Origin of the sequence: Streptomyces sp. SID5464, assembly GCF_009862985.1 — a bacterium.
GTDB classification, from domain to species: domain Bacteria; phylum Actinomycetota; class Actinomycetes; order Streptomycetales; family Streptomycetaceae; genus Streptomyces; species Streptomyces chartreusis_D.
In genome coordinates this window covers 20,010-42,494 of sequence record NZ_WWIQ01000050.1, presented here as the reverse complement: position 1 = coordinate 42,494, position 22,485 = coordinate 20,010, and the positions used below count along the sequence as shown (strand labels likewise).

At 73.6% G+C, this 22,485-nt stretch carries 17 protein-coding genes; 10 read left to right on the top strand and 7 right to left on the bottom strand.

The window, feature by feature from the left end:
• Window positions 1–29 precede the first annotated feature (29 nt).
• Genes GTY47_RS24225 through GTY47_RS24215 form a run of 3 tightly spaced genes read left to right on the top strand, consistent with a single transcriptional unit; the run spans window position 30 to window position 3,342 of the window.
• A complete protein-coding gene (locus tag GTY47_RS24225) occupies window positions 30–1,157 on the top strand; it encodes a glycosyltransferase family 1 protein (RefSeq protein ID WP_010046315.1) in 1,128 nt (375 codons plus the stop codon).
• The gene (locus tag GTY47_RS24220; RefSeq protein ID WP_010046313.1) at window positions 1,154–2,341 is read left to right on the top strand and encodes a glycosyltransferase; all 1,188 of its coding nucleotides are present in this window, start codon (window positions 1,154–1,156) and stop codon (window positions 2,339–2,341) included. The genes GTY47_RS24225 and GTY47_RS24220 overlap by 4 nt, the downstream gene beginning before the upstream one ends.
• The gene (locus GTY47_RS24215; RefSeq protein WP_040904137.1) at window positions 2,338–3,342 is read left to right on the top strand and encodes an SGNH/GDSL hydrolase family protein; all 1,005 of its coding nucleotides are present in this window, start codon (window positions 2,338–2,340) and stop codon (window positions 3,340–3,342) included. The genes GTY47_RS24220 and GTY47_RS24215 overlap by 4 nt, the downstream gene beginning before the upstream one ends.
• A gap of 33 nt (window positions 3,343–3,375) precedes the next feature.
• On the opposite strand, the gene GTY47_RS24210 is transcribed toward GTY47_RS24215, so the two are convergent.
• The 5 genes from GTY47_RS24210 to GTY47_RS24190 are packed head-to-tail and all read right to left on the bottom strand — an operon-like array spanning window position 3,376 to window position 7,773.
• Window positions 3,376–4,245, bottom strand: coding sequence for a biotin-dependent carboxyltransferase family protein (locus tag GTY47_RS24210; RefSeq protein WP_010046308.1), 870 nt, complete (start codon window positions 4,243–4,245; stop codon window positions 3,376–3,378).
• Window positions 4,242–4,868 carry an allophanate hydrolase subunit 1 gene (locus GTY47_RS24205; protein ID WP_010046305.1) on the bottom strand — a complete coding sequence of 209 codons (627 nt, stop codon included), beginning with the start codon at window positions 4,866–4,868 and terminating at the stop codon, window positions 4,242–4,244. Before GTY47_RS24205 ends, GTY47_RS24210 begins: the two co-directional genes overlap by 4 nt.
• The gene (locus tag GTY47_RS24200; protein WP_010046303.1) at window positions 4,865–5,623 is read right to left on the bottom strand and encodes a 5-oxoprolinase subunit PxpA; all 759 of its coding nucleotides are present in this window, start codon (window positions 5,621–5,623) and stop codon (window positions 4,865–4,867) included. The genes GTY47_RS24205 and GTY47_RS24200 overlap by 4 nt, the downstream gene beginning before the upstream one ends.
• A gap of 18 nt (window positions 5,624–5,641) precedes the next feature.
• A complete protein-coding gene (locus GTY47_RS24195) occupies window positions 5,642–6,475 on the bottom strand; it encodes a putative hydro-lyase (RefSeq protein ID WP_010046301.1) in 834 nt (277 codons plus the stop codon).
• Complete coding sequence (locus GTY47_RS24190) at window positions 6,472–7,773, bottom strand: MFS transporter (RefSeq protein ID WP_010046300.1); 1,302 nt, start codon at window positions 7,771–7,773, stop codon at window positions 6,472–6,474. Before GTY47_RS24190 ends, GTY47_RS24195 begins: the two co-directional genes overlap by 4 nt.
• 170 nt (window positions 7,774–7,943) lie before the next feature.
• Here GTY47_RS24190 and GTY47_RS24185 point away from each other — a divergent pair, with 170 nt between their 5' ends.
• Genes GTY47_RS24185 through GTY47_RS24170 form a run of 4 tightly spaced genes read left to right on the top strand, consistent with a single transcriptional unit; the run spans window position 7,944 to window position 15,809 of the window.
• A complete protein-coding gene (locus GTY47_RS24185) occupies window positions 7,944–8,639 on the top strand; it encodes a GntR family transcriptional regulator (protein WP_010046299.1) in 696 nt (231 codons plus the stop codon).
• A 57-nt stretch (window positions 8,640–8,696) separates the two neighbouring features.
• Window positions 8,697–10,223: a hypothetical protein gene (locus tag GTY47_RS24180; protein WP_010046298.1), complete on the top strand. Its 1,527-nt coding sequence runs from the start codon at window positions 8,697–8,699 to the stop codon at window positions 10,221–10,223.
• A gap of 31 nt (window positions 10,224–10,254) precedes the next feature.
• The gene (locus tag GTY47_RS24175; RefSeq protein WP_010046297.1) at window positions 10,255–11,136 is read left to right on the top strand and encodes a hypothetical protein; all 882 of its coding nucleotides are present in this window, start codon (window positions 10,255–10,257) and stop codon (window positions 11,134–11,136) included.
• A 35-nt stretch (window positions 11,137–11,171) separates the two neighbouring features.
• Window positions 11,172–15,809, top strand: coding sequence for a hypothetical protein (locus GTY47_RS24170; RefSeq protein ID WP_010046294.1), 4,638 nt, complete (start codon window positions 11,172–11,174; stop codon window positions 15,807–15,809).
• Window positions 15,810–15,817: 8 nt separating this feature from the next.
• Here the strand turns inward: GTY47_RS24170 and GTY47_RS24165 are convergent, their stop codons facing one another.
• Complete coding sequence (locus tag GTY47_RS24165; RefSeq protein ID WP_010046292.1) at window positions 15,818–17,380, bottom strand: amino acid permease; 1,563 nt, start codon at window positions 17,378–17,380, stop codon at window positions 15,818–15,820.
• Window positions 17,381–17,550: 170 nt separating this feature from the next.
• The gene (locus GTY47_RS24160; protein ID WP_029181621.1) at window positions 17,551–18,111 is read right to left on the bottom strand and encodes a hypothetical protein; all 561 of its coding nucleotides are present in this window, start codon (window positions 18,109–18,111) and stop codon (window positions 17,551–17,553) included.
• A gap of 420 nt (window positions 18,112–18,531) precedes the next feature.
• Here GTY47_RS24160 and GTY47_RS24155 point away from each other — a divergent pair, with 420 nt between their 5' ends.
• From GTY47_RS24155 to GTY47_RS24145, 3 genes are read left to right on the top strand one after another with little or no spacing between them, the layout of a single operon-like run.
• Window positions 18,532–21,636, top strand: a complete 3,105-nt coding sequence (locus GTY47_RS24155; RefSeq protein ID WP_010046287.1) for a nitrate- and nitrite sensing domain-containing protein — start codon at window positions 18,532–18,534, stop codon at window positions 21,634–21,636.
• Window positions 21,633–22,067, top strand: coding sequence for a roadblock/LC7 domain-containing protein (locus GTY47_RS24150; protein ID WP_010046286.1), 435 nt, complete (start codon window positions 21,633–21,635; stop codon window positions 22,065–22,067). Before GTY47_RS24155 ends, GTY47_RS24150 begins: the two co-directional genes overlap by 4 nt.
• A gap of 9 nt (window positions 22,068–22,076) precedes the next feature.
• Window positions 22,077–22,472, top strand: coding sequence for a DUF742 domain-containing protein (locus GTY47_RS24145; RefSeq protein ID WP_010046285.1), 396 nt, complete (start codon window positions 22,077–22,079; stop codon window positions 22,470–22,472).
• The last annotated feature ends 13 nt before the right edge of the window (window positions 22,473–22,485 follow it).

Genomic DNA, 22,485 nt, shown 5'->3' with positions numbered 1-22,485 from the left:
GCCACGTCCGGCACGGCGACAACACCGGTATGCGTGTCGTCATCGTGACCGAATCCTTTCCCCCCGACGTGAACGGCGTGGCCCACTGCGCGCTCCAGACCGCCCGGCACCTCGTCGATCGCGGTCACGTCCCCGTCGTCGTCGCCCCGGCCCCCGCGCCCGGGAACAAGCCCGACGCCAACGCGCCGTGCCCCGTCGTCCACGTCCCCTCCCTCCCGCTCCCCGGCTATCCCCAGGTCCGCGTCGCCCTCCCCAGCCGCCGCCTGGCCGCCACCCTCATCGAGCACCGTGCCGATGTCGTCCACCTCGCCAGCCCCTTCGTCCTCGGCGTGCGCGGCATGGCAGCCGCCGCCCGCCTCGGCATCCCCGCCGTCGCCGTCTACCAGACCGACCTGGCCGGATACGCCCGTACCTACATGGGTGCCGGAGAAGCCGCCGCGTGGCGACGGATCCGCTCCGTGCACGGCGCCGCCGATCTCACCCTCGCCCCGTCCAGCGCGGCCCTGCGCGATCTGGAGACGCACGGTGTGCCACGGGTCGAACTGTGGCCGCGCGGCGTCGACACCGAACGTTTCCGGCCCGACCGCCGCGACGAGGCCCTGCGTCGCGAACTCGCCCCGAACGGTGAGCTGATCGTCGGCTACGTCGGCCGGCTCGCACCCGAGAAGCAGGTCGAACTCCTCGCCGGTGCCTGCGGTCTGGAGGGCGTCCGGGTCGTGGTCGTCGGCGACGGCCCGAGCCGGCCCGGCCTGGAGCAGGCGCTGCCGGGCGCGGCCTTCCTCGGCCGCCGTACCGGTGACGACCTGGCGCGGGTCTTCGCCTCGCTGGACGCCTTCGTCCACACGGGTCCCTTCGAGACGTTCTGCCAGACGGTGCAGGAGGCCATGGCCAGCGGCCTGCCCGTCGTCGCGCCCGCCGCGGGCGGGCCGCTGGACCTGGTCGCCCAGGGGCGCACCGGCCTGCTGGTGCCGCCGCACGACGCGACCGCCGTACGGGACGCGGTGCGGGCCCTGGCCGCCGACGCCGGGCTGCGGGCCGCCTTCGGCGCCGCGGGGCGCGCCACCGTGGAGGGCCGCACCTGGGCGGCCGTCGGGGACCAGCTGATCGGGCACTACGCGAACGTGCTCGCCGGGCGCAGGACGGCGGTGGCGGCATGAGCGACTCGCGTTCGGGTGACAGCAGCCGCCAGTCGCTGCGGATCATCCGGCTCGCCAACTTCGTCGCGCCCGCGTCCGGCGGTCTGCGCACCGCCCTGCGCGAACTCGGCAAGGGCTTCAAGGCGGCGGGGCACGAGCCCGTCCTCGTGGTCCCCGGCGAGCGGATGACCGACCGGGAGACCGACCAGGGGCGGGTGATCACCCTCCCCGGGCCGCTGCTGCCCGGCACCGGCGGCTACCGCGTGCTCGCCGACAGGCGGCGGGTGGCCCGGCTCCTGGAGGAGCTCGCGCCGGACCGGCTGGAGGTGTCCGACCGCACGACCCTCAGGTGGACCGGCAAGTGGGCGCGACGCGCCCGGGTCCCGGCCGTGATGGTCTCCCACGAGACCGCCGACGGCGTGCTGCGCACCTGGGGTCTGCCCGAGGGGGCCGCCCGGCGTGCCGCGGACGCCCTCAACGTCCGTACGGCACACACGTACGCGCGCGTGGTGTGCACCACCGAGTTCGCCGAGCGGGAGTTCGTGCGGATCGGGGCGCGCAATGTCGTCCGTGCCCCGCTGGGCGTCGACCTGGTGCAGCGGCACCCCGCGCTGCGCGACCCGGAGCTGCGGGCGCGGCACGCGCGCGGGGACGAGACGCTGCTGGTGATGTGCTCGCGGCTGTCCGTGGAGAAGCGGCCCGGCACGGCGCTGGACGCACTGGAGGCGCTGCGGCGGCGGGGACGCCGGGCGGTGCTGGTGGTGGCCGGGGACGGGCCGTTGCGCGCCCGGCTCGAACAGCGGGCGCGGGAGAGCGGCCTGCCGGTCACCTTCCTCGGGCACGTCTCCGACCGCGGGCTGCTCGGCGCGCTCCAGGCGTCCGCCGACGTGGCCCTTGCGCCGGGGCCCGCCGAGACGTTCGGGCTCGCCGCGCTGGAGGCCATGGCGTGCGGCACGCCCGTGGTGGCGAGCGCGTCGTCCGCGCTGCCGGAGGTGATCGGCTCCGCCGGGGCCGTCGCGGCGGACCACGGGGAGGCCTTCGCGGACGCCGTGGACCTGCTGCTGGAACGGCTGGAGGCAGACCGGCGAGAGGGGGCACGCGCGCGTGCGGAGTGCTTCGGCTGGGATGCGGCGGTCGACGCCTTCCTGGCCGCGCACGACGCCGCTGTCCCGGTGCGTCCGTACGTGCCCGGGGGCGTGGCATGAGACGCCCGTGGACGGAGGGAGCCCCGAGGTTCGTGGCCCTCGGCGACTCGCTGACCGAGGGGGTGGGTGATCCCGTCGGCGACGGGGCGTGGCGCGGCTGGGCCGCGCTGCTCGCCGCCGGGCTCACCGAGGGATCCGCGGGGCCCGGCGAGGGGCCCGCCGGGCGCGGGGGGCTCGCCGACGGACCCGACGGGCTCGCCGACCGACCCGACGGGCCCAGCGAGGGATCCGCCGGGCCGGGCGAGGGACCCGCCGGGCTTCCCCAGGGCCACGCCCGGTTCACCAACCTCGCGGTGAGCGGGGCGCAGACGCGTGACGTGCTGGAGCGGCAGCTGCCCGCCGGGCTGGCCCTGCGGCCCGACCTCGTGTCCGTCGTCATCGGCGTCAACGACACCCTGCGCTGCACCTTCGACATCCAGGCCGTGGCGGCCCGGCTCGACCAGGTGTACGGGGCCTTCACCGAGCAGGGTGCGGTGCTGCTCACCGCCTGCCTGCCCGACCCGGGCACGATGCTGGGGCTGCCGGGGGCACTCGCCCACCCGCTGGCGCGGCGGCAGCGCGCCGTGAACACGGTCGTCCACGCCCTGTCCGACCGGTACGGAGCTGTGCACCTGCACGCGTGCGAGGGCGACTGGATCACGGACCGCGCCCTGTGGAGCGCGGACCGGCTGCACCCCGGAGAGCGCGGGCACCGGCAGCTGGCCCTGCGCTTCCACGCGCTGCTCGAGGAACACGGCCTCGCGACGGGGCCCGCGCCCTCGCCCGAGCCGGAGTTCCCCGTCCCGACCAGGTCGGCGAGCCTGTGGTGGCTGGCCACGGCGGGCACCGGCTGGGTGGCCCGCCGGTGCACCGACCTGCTGCCGCAGCTCCTGACACTCGCCGCCGACGAGCTCCGGCACCGCGCCCGGGGCACGAGCGCCCGACTCGACCTACGGGCCTCCGCGGCCGTGTCCGCCGCGCTGGCCGCCCTGTCGGTGGCGGAGCAGCCGGACGCGGCCTGACAGGCCGGCGGCGACCGACGCGGTCCGGCCGGTTCAGCGGCGCCGTACGGCCACGAAGCGGACCGGCGTGCCCGGCACCGCCTGGGCGGCGGCCGGGAGGTCGGCGGCGCGGACCACCCCGATCACCGGGTAGCCGCCGGTGGTCGGGTGGTCGGCGAGGAACACCACCGGCCTGCCGTCGGGCGGCACCTGGACGGCGCCCAGCACCATGCCCTCGCTGGGGAGCTCCCCGGGCCGGGCCCGCTCCAGGGCGGCCCCCTCCGTGCGCAGCCCGATGCGGTTGCTCGCCGGGGACACCCGGTAGGGACGCGAGACGAAGGTGCGTAGGGCCTCCGGCGTGAACCAGCCGTCGCGCGGTCCGAGTGTCACCCGCAGGACCAGCTCGGCCGGTGGCGCCGGCTGCGGGGCGACGTCCACGCGCGCGTGCACGCCTGTCGGCCGGCCCAGAGGCAGCACCGTGCCGTCCGTGAGAGGGGGCGGGCCCAGCCCCGACAGCAGGTCGGTCGAGCGGCTGCCGAGCACCGGCTCGACGGCGATGCCCCCGCAGACGCCCACGTAGCTGCGCAGGCCCGACATCGCAGGTCCGACGTCCAGCAGAGCCCCGGCGGGCACGCGCACCGGCGCGCCCCAGGCGACGGGACGTCCGTCCACCGTGACCCGGCAGGGCGCGCCCGCCACGGCCATGGTGACGGTGGAACGGGGGCGTACGGCACAGCCGTTGACGGTCGTCTCCAGCACGGCTGCCTCGGGCGGGTTGCCCGTCAGCCGGTTGACGAGGTCCGCCGCCGGACGGTCCAGCGCCCCGGAGCGGGGCACACCGAGGTGGGCGTGCCCGGGGCGCCCCAGGTCCTGCACGGTGGTCAGGGCCCCGGCCCGTACGACGGCGAGCGCGCGGTCGGTCACGGGTGCCCCACCGGCTCGACGGGGACGAACCGCACACGCGTGCCCGGCGACAGCAGGGCGGCCGGCACGCGAGCGTGGTCCCACAGGACGGCGTCCGTCGTGCCGATCAGCTGCCAGCCGCCCGGCGACGAGCGCGGGTACACGCCCGTGTACGGGCCCGCCAGCGCCACCGAACCGGCCGGGACGGCCGTGCGCGGGGTGGCCCGGCGCGGGACGTCGTAGCGCGGCGGCAGGCCGGTGAGGTAGCCGAAGCCGGGGGCGAAGCCGCAGAAGGCGACCCGGAACTCCGTCCGCGCGTGGATCCGGGCGGCCTCCCGTGCGGGCACGCCCCAGTGCGCGGCGACGTCGGCCAGGTCCGGGCCGTCGTAGCGCACCGGGATCTCGACCACGGCACGCGCCCGTGGCGGAGCGGGCGGCAACTCGGCGGCGGTCAGTTCGGCGGCCACCCGGGAGGGGGCGTCGAGGCCGTCGAGGAGGACCGTACGGGCCGCGGGCACGATCTCGCAGGCCGACAGCGAGCCCTCCGCGCGGCGGCGCAGCAGCTCGGCGTGCAGGGCCTGGGCCTCGTCGCCCGAGCAGACCTCGACGAGCAGGGCGTCCTCGCCGACGGGCAGGACCTTCATGCGAAGGCCTCCACCCGGACGCCCGACGCCTCCAGTCGCTGCCGTACCCGGCGTGCCAGCTCCACCGCGCCGGGGGTGTCGCCGTGCAGGCACAGGGAACGCGCACGTACCTCGATCCGCGTCCCGGAGTGGGAGACGACCTCGCCGGAGCGGGCCAGGCCGAGCGACCGTTCCACGACGGTGTCGGGGTCGGTGACCACGGCGCCCTCCAGGGTGCGCGGCACGAGCGTGCCCGCGTCGGTGTACGCCCGGTCCGCGAACGCCTCCGTGACGACCGGCAGTCCGGCCTTCCCGGCCTGTTCCAGCAGGCGCGAGCCGGGCAGGCCCAGCACCGGCAGCGAGGCGTCCGCGAGGAGCACGCCGTCGACGACCGCGCCGGCCTGCTCCTCGTCGTGCACGACCCGGTTGTAGAGCGCGCCGTGCGGTTTCACGTAGGCCACGCGGGCGCCCGCCGCGCGGGCGAAGACCTCCAGGGCGCCGATCTGGTAGGCCACTTCGGCCGCCAGCTCGGCGGGCGGCACGTCCATCGCGCGCCGCCCGAACCCGGCCAGGTCCCGGTAGGACACCTGGGCGCCGATCCGGACGCCGCGCTCGGCCGCCAGTTCGCACACCCGGCGCATGGTGGCCGCGTCCCCGGCGTGGAAGCCGCACGCCACGTTGGCGCTGGTGACGACCGACAGCAGCCGTTCGTCGTCGGTGAGCCGCCAGCGGCCGAAGCCCTCGCCGAGGTCGGCGTTCAGGTCGATGGAGATCATGGCGAGTCGGGTCTCCTGTCAGGCCACGGGGTAGTGCTCGTCGCGGGCGTCGGTGAGGAACATCTGCCCGGGGGCGTGCGTGAGGGCGAACGGCGGGCGCGAGGCCATCACGGCCGCCTGCGGGGTCACTCCGCAGGCCCAGAACACCGGGATGTCGTCCGGCTCGGCGTCCACCGGGTCGCCGAAGTCGGGGCGGCCGAGGTCGTCGATGCCGAGGCCCGAGGGATCGCCGCAGTGTACGGGGCTGCCGTGCACCGCCGGCAGCAGGCTGCTCTCCCGGATCGCCGCCGCCAGATGCGGGGGCGGCACCGGCCGCATGGACACCACCAGCGGTCCGTGCAGCCGCCCCGCCGGACGGCACTGCCGGCTGGTGACGTACATCGGGACGTTGCGGCCCTGCTCGACGTGGCGGATCGGAACGCCCGCCTCGCTCAGCGCCCACTCGAAGGTGAAGCTGCACCCGATCAGGAACGACACCAGGTCGTCCCGCCAGTACGCGCGCACGTCCGTCGGCTCGTCCACCAGCTCGCCGTCCCGCCAGACCCGGTAGCGCGGCAGGTCGGTGCGCAGGTCCGCGCCCTCCGCGAGCACGGTGGTCCGGGATCCCGCGTCGGTGACGTCGAGGACCGGGCAGGGCTTGGGGTTGCGCTGGCAGAACAGCAGCACGTCGTAGGCCCAGTCGGCGGGCACCGAGATCAGGTTGACCTGGGTGTGGCCCGCCGCGACCCCGGCCGTGGGGCCCGTCAGACCCTCCCGGAAGCGGGCGCGGGCCGTTTCCGGGCTCCACGCGCGCGCGTGCTCGTCGACGAGGACGACGGGACGGTCCCCGGTGTCGGTGCCCGTGCGGTTCATGTGAGCTCCTTCCCGCGCGTCTCCGGCAGCCCGAGCAGCGCCAGCGCCGCGATGCCGTAGCCGATCGCGCCGAAGACCAGCGCGCCGCCCACACCCCAGCTGTCGGCCAGGAACCCGACCGTCGTCGGGAAGACGGCACCCACCGCGCGCCCGGTGTTGTACGTGAAGCCCTGCCCCGTGCCGCGCACCGCCGTCGGGTACAGCTCGCTCAGGTAGGAGCCGAAGCCGCTGAAGATCGCCGACATGCAGAACCCGAGCGGGAAACCGAGCACCAGGAGCAGGGTGTTGGCGCCGCTCGGGATGTTCGCGTACGCCAGGATGCAGATCGCCGACAGCAGGGCGAACAGCCAGATGTTGCGCCGCCGGCCCAGCTTGTCCGTGAGGTAACCGCCCGTCAGGTAGCCGATGAAGGCGCCCGAAATCAGGAACGTCAGATAACCGCCCGTGCCGACGACCGACAGGTCGCGCTCGGACTTGAGGTAGGTCGGCACCCAGGTGGCCAGCGTGTAGTAGCCGCCCTGGACGCCCGTCGAGAGCAGCCCCGCGAAGATCGTCGTCCGCAGCAGGCCGGGCTTGAAGATCGCCGTGAAGGAGCCCTTCTCCGCACTCTGTTCCCGAGCGGCGGCGGCCTCGGGCGCATCGTGCACACTGCGCCGCACCCAGATGACGAGCAGCGCGGGCAGTGCCCCGGTCCAGAACATGATGCGCCAGGCAAGGTCGTCGCCGGCCAGCGAGAAGACCAAGGTGTAGACGATCGCCGCGAGGCCCCAGCCCACGGCCCAGGAGCTCTGGATGGCGCCGAGCGTGCGGCCCCGGTGCTTGGCGCTCGCGTATTCGGCGACGAGGATCGCGCCGACCGCCCACTCGCCGCCGAAACCGAGGCCCTGGAGGGCGCGGAAGACCAGCAGTGTCTCGTAGTTGGGCGCGAAGCCGCAGGCGACGGTGAAGACCGCGTACGTGATCACCGTGAGCATCAGCGCCTTCACCCGGCCGATGCGGTCCGCGAGGACGCCCGCGAGGGCGCCGCCGAGCGCGGAGACCACCAGGGTGACCGTCGTGAAGAGGCCGGTCTGTCCGCTGTTCAGGCCGAAGTAGGCGGACAGCGCGACCATGCTCAGCGGCAGGGTGAAGTAGTCGTACGAGTCCAGGGCATAGCCGCCGAAGGCACCGGCGAACGCGCGCCGGCCGCGCGGGCCCAGGGCGCGCAGCCAGCCGAACGCCCCGTCGTCCGAGGTCGGTTCAGTGGTCGCGGGGCGTGTGTCGTCGGTCAGGGCCTGTCGTGGAGGGGGCGTGCTCATGGGCACCTCGCAGAGGGGGACGGAGGGTGCTTCGGGCTGAGCCGTGGGGTGCTCCGAGGGTGAGCTCGGGCGCATCGGGAGCGAGCCGTGCACAGCACCGTAGAGGATTGTTCAACGATCCCTCAATACCCATGTTGGTTCGTTCTTGTGATCTGCGATTGAATTCCGGCATGGCAGAGCAGCTGAGGGACCTCTCCGACGACCGGGCTCTCCTGGGGCGCACCAGCACCGCCGAACGCGTCTCCGACATCCTCAGGAGCCGGATCGCCGAGGGCTACTTCCCGCCCGGCACCCGGCTGTCGGAGGACAGCATCGGCGGCGCGCTCGGCGTCTCCCGCAACACGCTGCGCGAGGCGTTCCGGCTGCTCACGCACGAACGCCTGCTCGTCCACGAGCTGAACCGGGGCGTCTTCGTCCGGGTCCTGACCGTGGAGGACGTCGAGGACATCTACCGCACCCGGATGCTCGTCGAGTGCGCGGTCGTGCGTGGTCTCGGCGAGCCGCCCTACGGCCTCGACGGGCTCGCCGGTGCCGTGGAGGAGGGGCGGCGGGCGGCGCGGGAAGGCGACTGGAAGGGGGTGGGCACGGCCAACATCCACTTCCACCGGGAACTGGTCGCCCTCGCGGCGAGCGAGCGCACCGACGAGTTGATGCGGAGTGTGTTCGCCGAACTGCGCCTCGCGTTCCACGTGGTGGACGAGCCGCAGCGATTGCACGAGCCGTACATCGCTCGAAATGTCATGATTCTTGAGGCCCTTCAGGCAGGGGACCGGGGCCAGGCCGAGCGTCTGCTCGCCGGCTACCTCGACGACTCGCTGGAACGGGTCGTGGAGGTGTACCGGCGGCGGGTCGGCGAGGACGGCTGACTGCGCCCACCCACGTCGTTTGGGTCGTTGTCAGACCCAGGACCTAGTCTGTGCACCGTGACTTCGCCTGCATCGACGGACAGCGTTCCGCCCCAGCTCAGCGCGGGGCCGCGCCCCGCACCGGGGCCGGCCGCCGACGAGGGCCTGGCGCGGCGCCTGCGCGCGCTCGCCTGCACCGCGCCGCTGCACGACCTCGACGCGCGCAAGGCCAACCTCGCCGGTGAGTACTCGGTGTACGGCATGGCGGAGGTCGCCCTCGCGGCCATCGACCTCGTCACCCTCAACATGGACTTCGACACGGGCGCGGACCACGACCAGATCGTCGCCCGTCTCATCCCGCGCATCGCCGCCCAGGCACCGCAGCGACCCGCCGCCGAGCACGAGCGAGTGGCCCGCTGGGTCCTGGAGAACCTGATCAACGTCGGCAGCGTCGACCGCGGCTTCCGCGCGGTGTACGGCACGTTCGGTGCGGACGGCACGTATGTGCGCCGTGACTACGACTTCAAGCTGATCGAGGAGGTCCCGGGCCCGGGCGGCACGGTCTACCTGCGGACGACGGACGAGGCGGTCAACGTCCTCGTCGGCGCCCTCGACACCGACGTCACCAGCGCGCAGATCGCCGCCGAGGTCAAGCTGGAGGTGCTGATCAGCCGCGGCCGGCTCGCCGACGCGCAGCTCGCGGCCGAACAGGCCCGCTACCGCACCGTGCAGTACTCCGAGACCCTGCGCCGCGCCCTGGAGGCGACCCGGCGCAACGTGCGCGCGGTGGACTGGCTCACCACCGTGCCCGACATGATCGCCGAGGCCCTGGAGCACGTGGCCGACCGCTACCGCCACGAGAACGCGATCCTCACGAACATCCGCAAGGCGCGTGACGAGTCCGAGGAGCCCGAGCACAAGCGCCGCGCCGCCGAGCTCGTCGACATCGTCAAGGACTGCATCCGGCGGCACACACAGTTGCAGTCCCGGCTGCTCGAAGCCGGCCCGCTGTTCCGCGCCGAACAGGACCGGCAGGCCTTCGCCACGCCCGCGGCCGCGTCCGGGATCGACCTGTACGGCCATCTCGTCGCCCCCGTCCTGCCGCTGCCGCTGGAGCAGGCCGTTCGCGTCACGGACGCCTACTTCGCCCGCGGCACCGGGCTGCGCACCCCGGTGTCCGTCCGGGTCGGTGACCTGGTCGACATACTGCTGACGCCGCCGGTGGAGCGGGAGCACCTGGGCGCCGAGATGCCCGAGCCGGATCTCATCGCCACGCCCGACGACAGCCGGTTCAGCGAGGAGCAGATGGCGGCGGCGCAGGAGCTGCTCGACCTGCCGGCGGATGCGCCGCGCCGGTTGTCCGGGCTGCTGGCCGAGGCCCGGCGGCAGGACCCCGAGCTGCCGTACCTGGTGGCCTTGTTGGCGGTGCACGCGGCCAGTCCGCCGGTCGGTACGGCCTACCGCCAGGGCGAGCAGAAGCTGCTGTTCGCCGTGGACGACGGGACCGAGCTCGACGATCCGGAGTTCGGCGGGGCGGACCTGATCGTCGGCACCGCCCTGCTGGACGCGGCGGGGATGGCGGCGGACCGGACGGAAGCAGCATGAGTCAGTACGAACGGCACAAGGAGTCCCGACCGTGAGCGAGCACGTCGAGTGGAGCGAGCCGGAGGGGGCGGCCCCCGCGGCCACCGCCGCTGTCACTCCCGCCGACGCCGCCGACGCGGCGCGGCTCGTGTCCTTCGGGCTGCAGCCCAAGCTGCAGCCCGCCCGCGACCAGGAGTACGCGGACCTGCTGCGGCGGTACCGGGAGGACCCGCCGTTCGCCCGGCTCGCCGACGCAGTGGCGACCGGACTGGGGCTGATCGTGCTGGAGGTGTCCCCGCGCGCGGGCATGGCCGTGACCGCTGCCGAGGACTCGGTGTTCGCCGTCCGTATGGGCGACTACGCGCGTCGTACGTCCGCCGACGGCGGCGACCGGTTCCTGCACGGACTCGCCCATCTCGCCGTCGCCGCCATGGCGTTCCCCCGCCCCGAGGACCTCGCCGACGACGGCTACATCGGCCGCGTCACGGTCAACGGCGTCGACGCCTTCGTCCGCCAGGCCTGCCGCCGCCTGGAGGAGCGCGCCGCCGAACAGGGCGAGAACACCGACCCGGCCACCGACGCGCCCGGCCTGGAGGCCGCCTGGCGGATCTGGGTGCGGCGCAGCTCGACCGGGGCCACCAAGGACGCCCGCAGGCTCGCCGGTTCGACCACCGGCATCGTCGCCAAGGCCGTCGCGTTCCTCACCGACTCCGGTTTCCTCCAGCGCACCGGCGACGACAACGGCGGCACGTACCGCACGACCGCCCGCTACCAGCTCCAGGTCCGCGACATGGCCGGCAGCGCCGCCCTGGCCGAGCTGCTGGAGCTGGGCGTCGTCCCGGTCACCGACGGCACGCCGACGTTGCTGCCCCCCGAGGAGAGCGACGACCTGGAGCTGGTCGCCGACGCCGGGCTGCCGTTCCACTCCTCCTGAACTCCCCGCCTCACGAAGCCTTACGAGAGTCCGCCATGTACGAGCTGTCCCGGGTCCGCCTCTACTCCATCGGGCCCGCCGGTGCGCGCTACGCCGACACCGTGCTTGACCTGCGCGGTGTGGGCGAGCCCGTGCCCGACCCCGCCCCCACGCAGGCGGAGTTCTTCGAGGAGGAGCCCGTCGGCCCGCCGCGCCGGCCCGCGCCCGCGGGTGTGCTCTTCCTGGAGAACGGCGGCGGCAAGTCGGTGCTGCTCAAGCTGATCTTCTCCGTGATGCTGCCGGGGCACCGGAACACGCTCGGCGGCGCCAGCTCCGGTGTGCTGCGCAAGTTCCTGCTCGCCGACGACTGCGGCCACGTCGCGCTGGAGTGGCAGCACGTGCTGACCGGTGAGTGCGTCGTCGTCGGCAAGGTCAGCGAGTGGCGAGGGCGCCAGGTCTCCAACGACCCGCGCAAGTTCGCCGAGGCCTGGTACTCCTTCCGGCCCGGGCCCGGACTGAGCCTCGACAACCTCCCCGTGGCCGAGTCCACCGCCGTACGGGCCCCGGTCGAGGGCCAGTCGGGCGCGCGCGGCCGGCGCCGCACCATGAAGGGCTTCCGTGACGCCCTCACGGAGGCGGGCAAGACGTACCCGCACCTGGAGGTGCACTGGGAGGAGATCCACGACCGCTGGATCGAGCACCTGGGCGACCTCGGACTCGACCCCGAGCTCTTCCGCTACCAGCGGGAGATGAACGCCGACGAGGGCGAGGCCGCCGGTCTCTTCGCGGTCAAGAAGGACGCCGACTTCACCGACCTGCTGCTGCGCGCCGTCACCGACACCCGTGACACCGACGGGCTCGCCGACCTCGTCAGCGGCTTCGGCAACAAGCTCGGCCGGCGCGCCGAGCTGATCGCCGAGCGCGACTTCACCGCCGGGTCCGTCGACCTGCTCGGACGGATCGTCGAGGCCGCCGATGCCCGCTCCCGCGCGCGGGACATCCACGCCGGAGCCGAGCGCCGTACCCGCACCCTGGCGCGCAGGCTGTCCGCGCGCGGTGTGCAGGAGCGGGCCCGGGCCGCCGACCTGGCCCAGCGGGTCACCGCCGCCGCGTACGCCGTCACCCACGCGGAGGCGGCCCGCGAGCGCAGCGCGCTGATCTCCGCCGAACTGGCCTACCGGCACGCCTCGCTGGCCCTCGCCGCGGCCGAGAAGTCCGCCGCCGCGCAGAAGCGCGAGCTCGCCGACGCCCGCACGCTGTACTCGGCGTGGCAGGCGGCCGAGGCCGTACTGCGCCACCGCGCCGCCGCCGACCGCGTCGCCCGCGTGTCCGCCGCGATCCAGGAGGCGGAGCGCGATGCCGCTCCGGCCCTGGCCGCCCGCTCCAAGGCCGCCGTGGACCTCGTACGGGCCCTGCACGCGGCCGCGGAGAACGCCGAGAGCCACGCCAACGAGGAGGAGGAGCGCTCCGCTGCCCTCCAGGAGGTCAGCGACGCCGCGTACCGGGACTCCACCGCCGCCGCCACGCAGGCGCAGCGCGCCCGCAGCGAGGTCGGGCACCTCAAGCAGCGCCTCGCCGAGGTCGAGCAGGAGACCGCTGAGGCCGTCCGGGCCGGCTGGCTCGACGACAGTGCGCCCGACGCCGACCCGGCCCGGGCGGCCCTCGCCGCCAGCGACGCCGAGAAGACCGCCGTCGCGGCCTGGGACTCGGCCCGCGAGGCGTCCCGCCGGGCCACCGAGCACGCGCGTGAGGCCGCCGCCGCCGAGACCCGCGCGGAACTGACCGCCGCCCGCGCGGCCGACGCGGCGACGGCCGCCGAGCGGTCGTACGAGGCCGAGCGCCGCACCGCCGAGGCGCTGGCGGGGGAGGAGCGGCTGGCGGAACTGCTCAGCCTGACCTCCGAGACCCGCCCGGGCATCCCGCAGCCCCGGCACGGCACGGACAGCGAGCCGGCCCCCCGGCCCCTCCCCGGCGAGCAGGGCCTCAGCCCCGAGGAGCTCGACCGCTTCGCCGACGACCTGCGCGAACTGCTCGACGACGCCGTCAGCTCCGCCGAACGGCAGCTGTTCGACCTGCGTACGGCCGCCGCCGACGACTCCCGGATCCTCGGCGCGCTCGGTGACGGCGGGCTGCTGCCCCCCGGCCCCGACGTGCTGGCCACGGTCGAGTTCCTCGGCGAGCACGGCATCCCCGCGCTGCCCGGCTGGCGCTATCTCGCGCAGGCCGTCGACCCGGCCGACCACGCACGCGTGCTGGCCGCCCGGCCCGAAGTGGTCGACGGCGTGATCATCACCGACCCCGACTCCCACGCCCGCGCCCGGGAGGCGCTGGGCGACGCGGCGCTGCTGCCCCGGTCCGCCGTGGCGGTCGGCACGGCCGCCGCCCTGCTCGCCCCGACCCCCGCCCCGGACACCGACAGCGGCGACGTGTTCCTCGTCCCGCCGAACCCGGCCATGCACGACGAGCACGCCGCGGACGAGGAGCGCCAGGCGCTGCGCGCCCGGGCGGCCGAGCGCGACGAGGAGATCCGCACGCTCGCCGCCCGGCTCGGCAAGGACCGGGAGCTGGCCGCCCGGCTCGCCTCCTGGCGCACCGGCTGCCCGGCCGGCCGGCTGGCCGAGCTGGCCCAGGCCGCGCACGACACCCGCGCGTTCGCCGAGGAGTCGGAAGCCGAGCTGGCCGAGGCGCGCACCGTGCGGGCCGAGGCCGACGAGGCCGCCGCCGAGGCCGCGCGCGTGCGCGACGAGCGGCAGGAGGCCGCCCAGAAGGCCCGCCGCTCCGCCGACGCCCTCGCCGGGCTCGCCTTCCGCCTTCGTGAGCGGGCCGGCTGGCAGGTCAAGCTGCGCGAACTGGCCGACGAGGCGGCCGAGGCCGAGGCGAGCGCCCAGGCCTGCCTGGAGCGGGCCCGGGCCGCCGACGAGGACCGCCGGGCCGCCCAGCGCGCCGCCGACGACGCCCGCCGCACCGCCCGCGCGCTGCGCGCCGAGCGCTCCGAGATCGCCGGCGCCCCAGACGACGTACCCGAGGACGACGCCCAGACCCCGAAGGCCTCCCTGCCCGCGCTGCGCGAGGCCTACCGGGCGGCGTCGCAGCTGTACGAGAAGGTCGGCGTCGGCGCCGATCTGCGGGCCGAGCAGGCCCGTGCGGAGAGCGACGAGAGCGCGGCCCGCGCGGAGCTGGACCGGCTGAGCAACAAGGTCCGTACGCGCGCCGAACAGCTCCTCGAATCCCCCGACGGCTCCGACGGACCCAGCCGCCAGGCCGCCGCCGCCCGTGCCGAGGAGCTGGTGCAGCTCCTGGAGACGCGTATGTCGAGCGCGAGTGAGCAGCTCGGGCGGCTGCGCGGCGAGGCCGAACGGCACGCCCCCGAGGACGGCGAGGCCCACACCGACCTCCCCGAAGACCTCCAGCCGCGCGACGCCGAGCACGCACAGGCCCTGCTGCGCACCGCCACGGCCGAACTCGCCTCCCACACCGAGGCGCTGAACCAGGCCCGCGAGGCGCACGCCGAGCTCCTCGACGCCCACCGGGCCGCCGAGGACGCGGCGAGCGGCTTCGACGAGATCGCCGCCATGCTCCGCGACCTGCTGCGCGAGCACACCACGGACGAGGAGCAGGAGGAGACCGAGCCGTACCCCGGCAGTCCGGAGGAGGCCCGGCAGTCGGCTGCCGAGGCCCGCCGCTCCCTGCGCGGCTGCGCCGCCGACCTGTCCGCCGCGGAGGCCGCCGTCCGGGAGGCCAGCGACATCCTCGTCCGGCACGCCAACTCCACGCGCTACGAGCAGGTCCGCACCCCGGCACGGCAGCAGATCCGCGAACTACCCGCCTCCGCGCTGCCCGAGCACGCCCAGAAGTGGGCCGACGCCTTCGCGCCCCGGCTCCGGGTCCTGACCGACGAGCTGGAGCAACTGGAGCGCAACCGCGACTCGATCGTGGACCGCCTGCGCGGCCTGGTCGAATCGGCCCTGGCCACCCTGCGCTCCGCCCAGCGGCTCTCCCGCCTTCCGGAGGGCCTCGGCGAGTGGTCGGGACAGGAGTTCCTCCGCATCCGCTTCGAGGAGCCCGACCAGGCCACGCTCACCGAGCGGCTGGGCGAGGTCATCGACGAGGCGACCCGCGCCGCCGTCAAGAAGAACTCCGACCTGCGGCGTGACGGCATGTCCCTGCTGCTGCGGGGCGTCGCGGCGGCGCTCCAGCCCAAGGGCGTCGCCGTCGAGATCCTCAAGCCCGACGCGGTGCTGCGGGCCGAGCGCGTCCCCGTCGGCCAGATGGGCGACGTCTTCTCCGGCGGCCAGCTGCTCACCGCCGCGATCGCCCTGTACTGCACGATGGCCGCGCTGCGCTCGAACGACCGGGGCCGGGACAAGCACCGGCACGCCGGCACGCTGTTCCTCGACAACCCCATCGGCCGGGCCAACGCCACCTACCTGCTGGAACTCCAGCGGGCGGTGTCGGACGCCCTGGGCGTCCAGCTCCTCTACACCACGGGCCTGTTCGACACCACGGCGCTAGCCGAGTTCCCCCTGGTCATCCGCATGCGCAACGACGCCGACCTGAGGGCCGGCCTCAAATACATCAGCGTCGAGGAACACCTCCGCCCGGGGCTGCCGCAGCAGCCCCAGGCGGGGGAGGCGGTACACAGCGAGATCACGGCGACCAGGATGTACAAACGCCCCGCGTCCACGACGCCTTAGAACCCTCCTCAGTCGGCCGCCGGGGCGGTGAGGGGAGCAGCGGCCCCGGCGTCCGAACGGTGTTCGGCGAGCACGCCGGTCCGGTGCCGCTGGACGAACCAGTAGTAGGCGAAGCCGCCGCCCGCGATGACGGCGACGAACAGCACCGCGCCCCAGCGCAGGTACCAGTGGTACGGGGCCGTGGCGTTGTAGACCGCGGCCCGCGGCCAGATCAGGTTGAGCGTCATGGCCGTGCCCCACAGCACGGCCACGATGTTGACCGGCAGTCCCCAGCGGCCCAGCGAGAACCGGCCCTCGCCCGCGGGCTGCCACGTGCCGCGCAGCCGCGCGACCAGCAGCGGCACCGTGACGCCCAGGTAGGCAAGGTAGATCATGATGATGCCGATGCTGGTGACGACGGTGAAGATCTGCGGCTGGCGGATGTTGACCACCAGGATGGCCAGCGCGAGGATCCCGATGATCACGGTCGGCAGCACCGGCGTCTGGAAGCGCGGATGGCACTTGGCCAGCCGCGAGGACGCGGGCAGGTTGTTGTCGCGGGCCATCGCGAACGCCAGCCGGACCGCCGCCGTGTGCACCGCCAGGGCGCACACCGTCACCGCGATCAGCACGCACCACAGCATCGCCTTGCCGGCCGTCGGACCCAGCACGTCCAGGACGATGTACTGCAAGCCGTCCGTGGACAGCTTCTCGCCCTTCAGGCTGGAGACGCTCATCAGCGCGAGCAGCAGGATCAGGCCGCCGAGCACGAAGGAGGCGACGATGGCCCGGATGATGGCGCGCGGCGCGTTGCGGGTCGGGTCCAGGGACTCCTCGCCGAGCGAGGCGGCGGTGTCGAAGCCGTACATGACGTACGCCGAGGCCAGCGAGGCCACCAGGAAGGCACCGAGGTACCCGTTGCCGTAGCCGGCACCGGTGCCGTGCGTCTCCATCACGACCTGCGGACCACGCGTGATGTGGACCGCGAACAGGGCGATCAACACGACAGTGGCGATCAACTCGATGAACACGCCCGCGGTGTTGATCCTGGCCATCAACTTGACGCCGAAGGCGTTCACCAGGGTGGTGAACAGGATCAACACCGCGGCCAGGATGACCGCGTTGGTCGCCACGTCGTACGTACCCGTGCCGTCCCCCACGAACTGGAAGAAAGACGAGATCTGGGGCAGCGTCAGCTGATAGGCCAGTGCCACGGCCGATATGGACACGATCGAGGCGATCAGCATCATCCAGCCGGCGAGCCAGCCCAGATGTGGATTGCCGATCTTCTTCGACCAGTTGTAGACCGAGCCGGCGACGGGATAGCGGGCGGCGAGTTCCGCGAAGCACAGGGCGACCATGAACTGGCCGACGAAGACCATCGGCCACGACCACCAGTAGGCGGGGCCGCCGCTGCCGTAACCGAAGTAGAACAGCTGGAAGGTGCCGGTCAGGATCGAGATGTAGCTGATCCCGGCGGCGAAGGTGTGGAAGTTGCCGAGGGTGCGTTTGAGTTCGGGTCTGTAGCCGAACTCGGTGAGTTCGGCGTCGTCCTGGCCGTGTGGTTCTGCGGACTGCGCGGTCGGTCTCATGGGCGGTTCCTCAAGGGGCGCTCCTCAGGGCGGGCTCGGTCGGTCGAACCAACCCTGGGGTGTGGGACGGGTGTTGCGCCAGAGGATCAGCATCACCAGAGCCCCGGCCTTCACCCCTCACGGGAACGACCGCCCGTCACCCCTCACGACGGACAACTGCCCGTGGTCCCTCACGAGTGGGACAACTGCCCAGCCCCGCCCCGCCGGCGTATGCGCTCCTGCGCCCGCTCGGCTGCGCGCGCCTGCCGTCGGGCCCGGCGGCGCTCGCGTCGCAGCGTCCGTGCCGTGCTGCTCGGCATGGACACCACGCCGTTGCGCTGGTTCCAGACCTGACGCGTCACCCACACATCGAGCGCTCCCCAGGTCGCCACGATCGTGCTGACCACGCTGCTGATCACCATCGGGAACGCCAACCACGACCCGGCCATCGTGCACAGGAAGGCCACCATGGCCTGTATCAGAGTCAGAGCGACGAGAAGGACCGACCGCACGGCAGCCGTCCGCACCGGATCCGGCAACCGGCGCCGCCGCGCCGGCTCCTCGACCCACAGGGGCCGGTAGTACTGCTGTTCTCGCACGTCAGGGCCCGCCTCGCGAGCCGGCCCTGCCTCTCGCGCCGTGCTCTCCGCCTCGTCAGCCCGATTGTCGCGATCAGTCGCTTCGGCATCCTGATGCGCTGTCACATGCCCCCCACCCGCCCTGGGCGCCCCGCGCCGCTCCGCCGTGCCCATCACCGTGTCACTCCCCACCGCCGGCAGACTGCTCGCTCACATCCGAAGACCCTTGCTCCCCAGTGGCTGCCCGGCTTGCGCTGCTTTACGCCGCCCAGGGGCGGGATGCGGCTCCTGTGGCCGATTCCGCCCCCATTTCCCGTAGAGAAGGACGAACAACCCCCCACGAAGATTCCCCGAAACCGAAAAATTTCAGCCAACCGCTCAGGCGGTCCAGGGGCCTTGACCCACGCGACCGCGATCGGTTTCGGGGAGACAACTCCCGCAATGCCCGGACAACTCCACATGCCTCGTGCGTGGCGCGGAAGTTCACCTTCCGGACCGGCTTTCGAGTTCCCTGGGCGTCGGTAGTAGGCTCGCGCCGTTTGTTGACGCACATGTGTACCCCCGGTAGCCCGGGGGCCCGAGCTGGGGGAGGCCATGCGCTTTCGCGGGAAGTCCATCCGCCGGAAGATCGTGGCGCTGCTTCTCGTGCCGCTGGTGTCCCTCACCGCGATCTGGGCCTTCGCCACGGTGCTCACGGGACGTGAGGCGGGCGACCTGTTCAACGTGTCGTCCGTGGTGGAGAAGATCGGCTATCCGATCGAGGACACCGTCCGTGTCCTCCAGGAGGAGCGTCGTCAGACCCTGGTCTACCTCGCCGACCCCCGTGCCTCCGACGGGCTCGCCGCACTCCGGCGCAGCCGGACCGCCACCGACGAGGCCGTCGGCAGCATCCGTGAGAACGCGCGGAATCCGGACGTGCGCGACGCGATGGGAGCGGACACCGACGAGCGGCTGACCGCGGTCCTGGACGCCTTCGAGGGCATCGAGTCGCTGCGCCGCAGTGTCGAGGACGGCACCGTCAACCGCTCCCAGGCCCTCGACCTCTACAACCGGCTGGTCGACCCGTGTTACGTCCTGCTCGCCAACCTCCACGTCGTCGACAACGTGGAACTGGACAAGCAGTACCGCGCGCTGGTCAATGTCGCACGCGCCCGCGAACTGCTCTCCCGCGAGGACGCCCTGCTCGGCTCCGCCCTGATCGTCGGCAAGATCTCGCGCTCCGAAGAGCGTGATATCTCCGACCTCGTGGCGCAGCGCACCCTGATGTACGACACCAACCTCCCGCTGCTGCCCGTCTCGGAACGCGACCGCTACGAGAGCTTCTGGAAGAACGCCTCCACCGCTCCGCTGCGCGTGGCCGAGGAGGCGGCCGTCTCATCCGCCGACGGAACCCCGCGCGGCGTCACCGCCAAGAGCTGGGACAGCGCGGCCGGCAACGTACTCGACGAACTCGGCACGCTCAACGACCAGGCCAACGACCGCTACCAGAACCGCGTCGAACCGGTGGCCATGGGCGTCATCGCCAAGGCGGTCATCGCCGGCGTGCTCGGCCTGCTCGCTCTCCTGGTCTCCCTCTTCCTGTCCGTCCGCGTCGGCCGCACCCTCATCCGTGACCTGCGACAGCTGCGGCTGGAGGCCCACGAGGCGTCCGGAGTGCGGCTGCCCAGCGTGATGCGCCGGCTGTCGGCCGGCGAGCAGGTCGACGTCGAGACCGAGGTCCCGCGCCTCGAGTACGACAAGAACGAGATGGGCGAGGTCGGCCAGGCCCTCAACACCCTCCAGCGCGCCGCCGTCGAAGCCGCCGTCAAGCAGGCCGAGCTGCGCGCCGGCGTCTCCGAGGTCTTCGTCAACCTCGCGCGCCGCAGCCAGGTCCTGCTCCACAAGCAGCTCACCCTGCTCGACGCCATGGAGCGCCGGACCGAGGACACCGAGGAACTCGCCGACCTGTTCCGCCTCGACCACCTGACCACCCGCATGCGCCGGCACGCCGAGGGCCTCGTGATCCTCTCCGGCGCCGCGCCCTCCCGGCAGTGGCGCAAGCCCGTCCAGCTCATGGACGTCGTACGCGCCGCCGTCGCCGAGGTCGAGGACTACGAGCGCATCGAGGTCCGCCGCCTTCCGCGTATCGCCGTCACCGGCCCGGCCGTCGCCGACATCACCCATCTCGTGGCGGAACTCCTCGAGAACGCCACGGTCTTCTCGCCACCGCACACCGCCGTCCAGGTCCTGGGTGAGCGAGTCGCCAACGGCTTCACCCTGGAGATCCACGACCGTGGCCTCGGCATGGCAGCCGAAGCGCTCCTGGACGCCAACCTCCGGCTCGCCGAGACCCCGGAGTTCGAGCTGTCCGACACCGACCGGCTCGGCCTGTTCGTGGTCAGCCGTCTCGCCCAGCGGCAGAACGTCCGCGTCTCCTTGCAGCCCTCCCCGTACGGCGGCACGACCGCCGTCGTCTTCATCCCGGACGCCCTGCTGACGGACGACGCCCCGGACACGAACGGCATCGGGTTCCGGCTCGACCGCCCCCAGCTGGCCAAGGAGAGCGAGCCGCAGGACAGCCGCCGCGCCGCGCTGTCCCAGGGGCCCGCGCAACGGCCCGGCCTGCCGGCCTCCCTCCTGGACGGCCCGGTGGAGCTGGAGGCGCCCGTCGACCTGGACGCCATCGGCGGCTTCCCCGGCGCGCTCGATGACGAGGACAGCGAACACGGCGCTCTGTTCCGCCCCCGGCCCCTCGCCCGCGCCCAGGACGAGGCAGCCGGCCGCCGCGCCGATCCGCGCCAGGCCGCCGACGCCCACAGCGCACACGACCGGACCGACACCGACGACGACCCGAACGCCCCGGTCCAGCTGCCGCGCCGCCACACCCCGAAGCTGGTCAGCTCGCACGGGCGCCCGGTCACCGAGCAGCGCCCCCGGCGAGGGAAGACCGAGGAGGAGACCACCTCGGGCACCGGTCGAGCGGAGCCGGACGGCACCGCCCCGCTCCCTTCGCGTCGCCGGGGCGACGCCTCCGTGAGCGGCGGGGCCACGGGCCGGTCCGGGCCGGAGCCCGCGACCGCGCTTCCGGTCCGCCGCCGCACCGAAGGCTCCTCGACCGGCAGCCGGCGAGGTGAAACCCAGCCGGACGCACCGCCACCCCTGCCGGCCCGCCGTCGGGGTGCGGAGTCCGGCCGCCGGGGCATCGGTGCGGCCGGGCGGAACGACGACCGCATGGAATCGCCGGCCTCGTCCGGCACCGGGCCGGAACCGCCCACTCTTTCCACGCGGACACGCCGCGCGGAGATCGCCTCGAGTGGCCCGGACGGCCCCGACCGTCGGCCGGGCCCCGGGCCGGAGTCCACCGGCGGGCCCGCGCGCCAGGTGACCGCTTCCGCTGCCATGCCGCAGGGGACCGGGTCGACTCCCGGCTCCGGACGACGGGGACAGAGTCCCGGCTCCGCACCGGACGAGCCTCGCTCCGGCACTGCGCCGCTGCCCCGGCGCGTCCGCCAGGCCAACCTGGCACCCCAGCTGAAGCGGGGGTCCGAGCCGCGTACCGAGGACAGAACCGAGCCCGTCGAACGCGACGCCGACGAAGTACGCAGCCGTATGGCCTCGCTCCAGCGCGGCTGGCAGCGCGGCCGCGAGGAGAACGCAGCGGGCGACGCCGCCCACAGCGGCACAGCACGACAAGGAACGACAGAGGGGGACGGTCGATGACCGCACCGAAGGCGACCGGCCACACCGCAGCCAACAAGGGGGAGCTGAACTGGCTCCTCGACGACCTGGTGGACCGCGTCGCGAGTATCCGCAAGGCCCTCGTGCTCTCCGGCGACGGTTTGCCGACAGGGTTGTCCAGGGACCTGACCAGGGAGGACAGCGAGCACCTGGCCGCCGTCGCCTCCGGATTCCACAGCCTTGCCAAGGGCGTGGGACGCCACTTCGAGGCCGGCAACGTCCGTCAGACGGTCGTCGAGCTCGACGACGCCTTCCTGTTCGTGACGGCCGCCGGCGACGGCAGCTGCCTCGCCGTCCTCTCGGACGCCGACTCGGACGTCGGCCAGGTCGCCTACGAGATGACGCTCCTCGTGAAGCGGGTGGGTGTGCATCTGGGTGCCGCTCCGCGCACCGATCTGCCCGCAGGCGGGTAGTGGGATGACATGAGCGCTGACGGTCAGGGAAGAAGCCACTGGTTCGACGACGAGGCCGGACCGGTCGTCCGTCCGTACGCCATGACGCGCGGCCGCACCAGCAGCCAGGGCCAGCACCGCCTGGACCTGATCGCGGTCGTGGTCACGGAACCGCACGCGGACGACCCGGAAGCGGACCACATGCTCTCCCCGGAGCATGTGGACATCGTCGAACTGTGTCGTGACGTCCCGCAGTCGGTCGCCGAACTCGCAGCGGAACTCGACCTGCCGATCGGGGTGGTACGGGTCCTTGTCGGAGATCTCGTGGACGCGGAATTCGTCCATGTGAACCGGCCCGTACCCCCTGCCGAACTGCCGGACGAGAGTATTCTGCGCGACGTGATCAACGGCCTCCGGGCGCTGTGAGCAGCGCGGAAGC

Coding starts and splice junctions, on each gene's coding strand:
- GTY47_RS24190 (WP_010046300.1), bottom strand. CDS start 7,773: ATGAGCACGCCCCCTCCACGACAGGCCCTGACCGACGACACACGCCCC.
- GTY47_RS24150 (WP_010046286.1), top strand. CDS start 21,633: ATGACCGCACCGAAGGCGACCGGCCACACCGCAGCCAACAAGGGGGAG.
- GTY47_RS24225 (WP_010046315.1), top strand. CDS start 30: ATGCGTGTCGTCATCGTGACCGAATCCTTTCCCCCCGACGTGAACGGC.
- GTY47_RS24195 (WP_010046301.1), bottom strand. CDS start 6,475: ATGAACCGCACGGGCACCGACACCGGGGACCGTCCCGTCGTCCTCGTC.
- GTY47_RS24215 (WP_040904137.1), top strand. CDS start 2,338: ATGAGACGCCCGTGGACGGAGGGAGCCCCGAGGTTCGTGGCCCTCGGC.
- GTY47_RS24185 (WP_010046299.1), top strand. CDS start 7,944: ATGGCAGAGCAGCTGAGGGACCTCTCCGACGACCGGGCTCTCCTGGGG.
- GTY47_RS24155 (WP_010046287.1), top strand. CDS start 18,532: ATGCGCTTTCGCGGGAAGTCCATCCGCCGGAAGATCGTGGCGCTGCTT.
- GTY47_RS24220 (WP_010046313.1), top strand. CDS start 1,154: ATGAGCGACTCGCGTTCGGGTGACAGCAGCCGCCAGTCGCTGCGGATC.
- GTY47_RS24205 (WP_010046305.1), bottom strand. CDS start 4,868: ATGAAGGTCCTGCCCGTCGGCGAGGACGCCCTGCTCGTCGAGGTCTGC.
- GTY47_RS24160 (WP_029181621.1), bottom strand. CDS start 18,111: ATGGGCACGGCGGAGCGGCGCGGGGCGCCCAGGGCGGGTGGGGGGCAT.
- GTY47_RS24165 (WP_010046292.1), bottom strand. CDS start 17,380: ATGAGACCGACCGCGCAGTCCGCAGAACCACACGGCCAGGACGACGCC.
- GTY47_RS24170 (WP_010046294.1), top strand. CDS start 11,172: ATGTACGAGCTGTCCCGGGTCCGCCTCTACTCCATCGGGCCCGCCGGT.
- GTY47_RS24200 (WP_010046303.1), bottom strand. CDS start 5,623: ATGATCTCCATCGACCTGAACGCCGACCTCGGCGAGGGCTTCGGCCGC.
- GTY47_RS24145 (WP_010046285.1), top strand. CDS start 22,077: ATGAGCGCTGACGGTCAGGGAAGAAGCCACTGGTTCGACGACGAGGCC.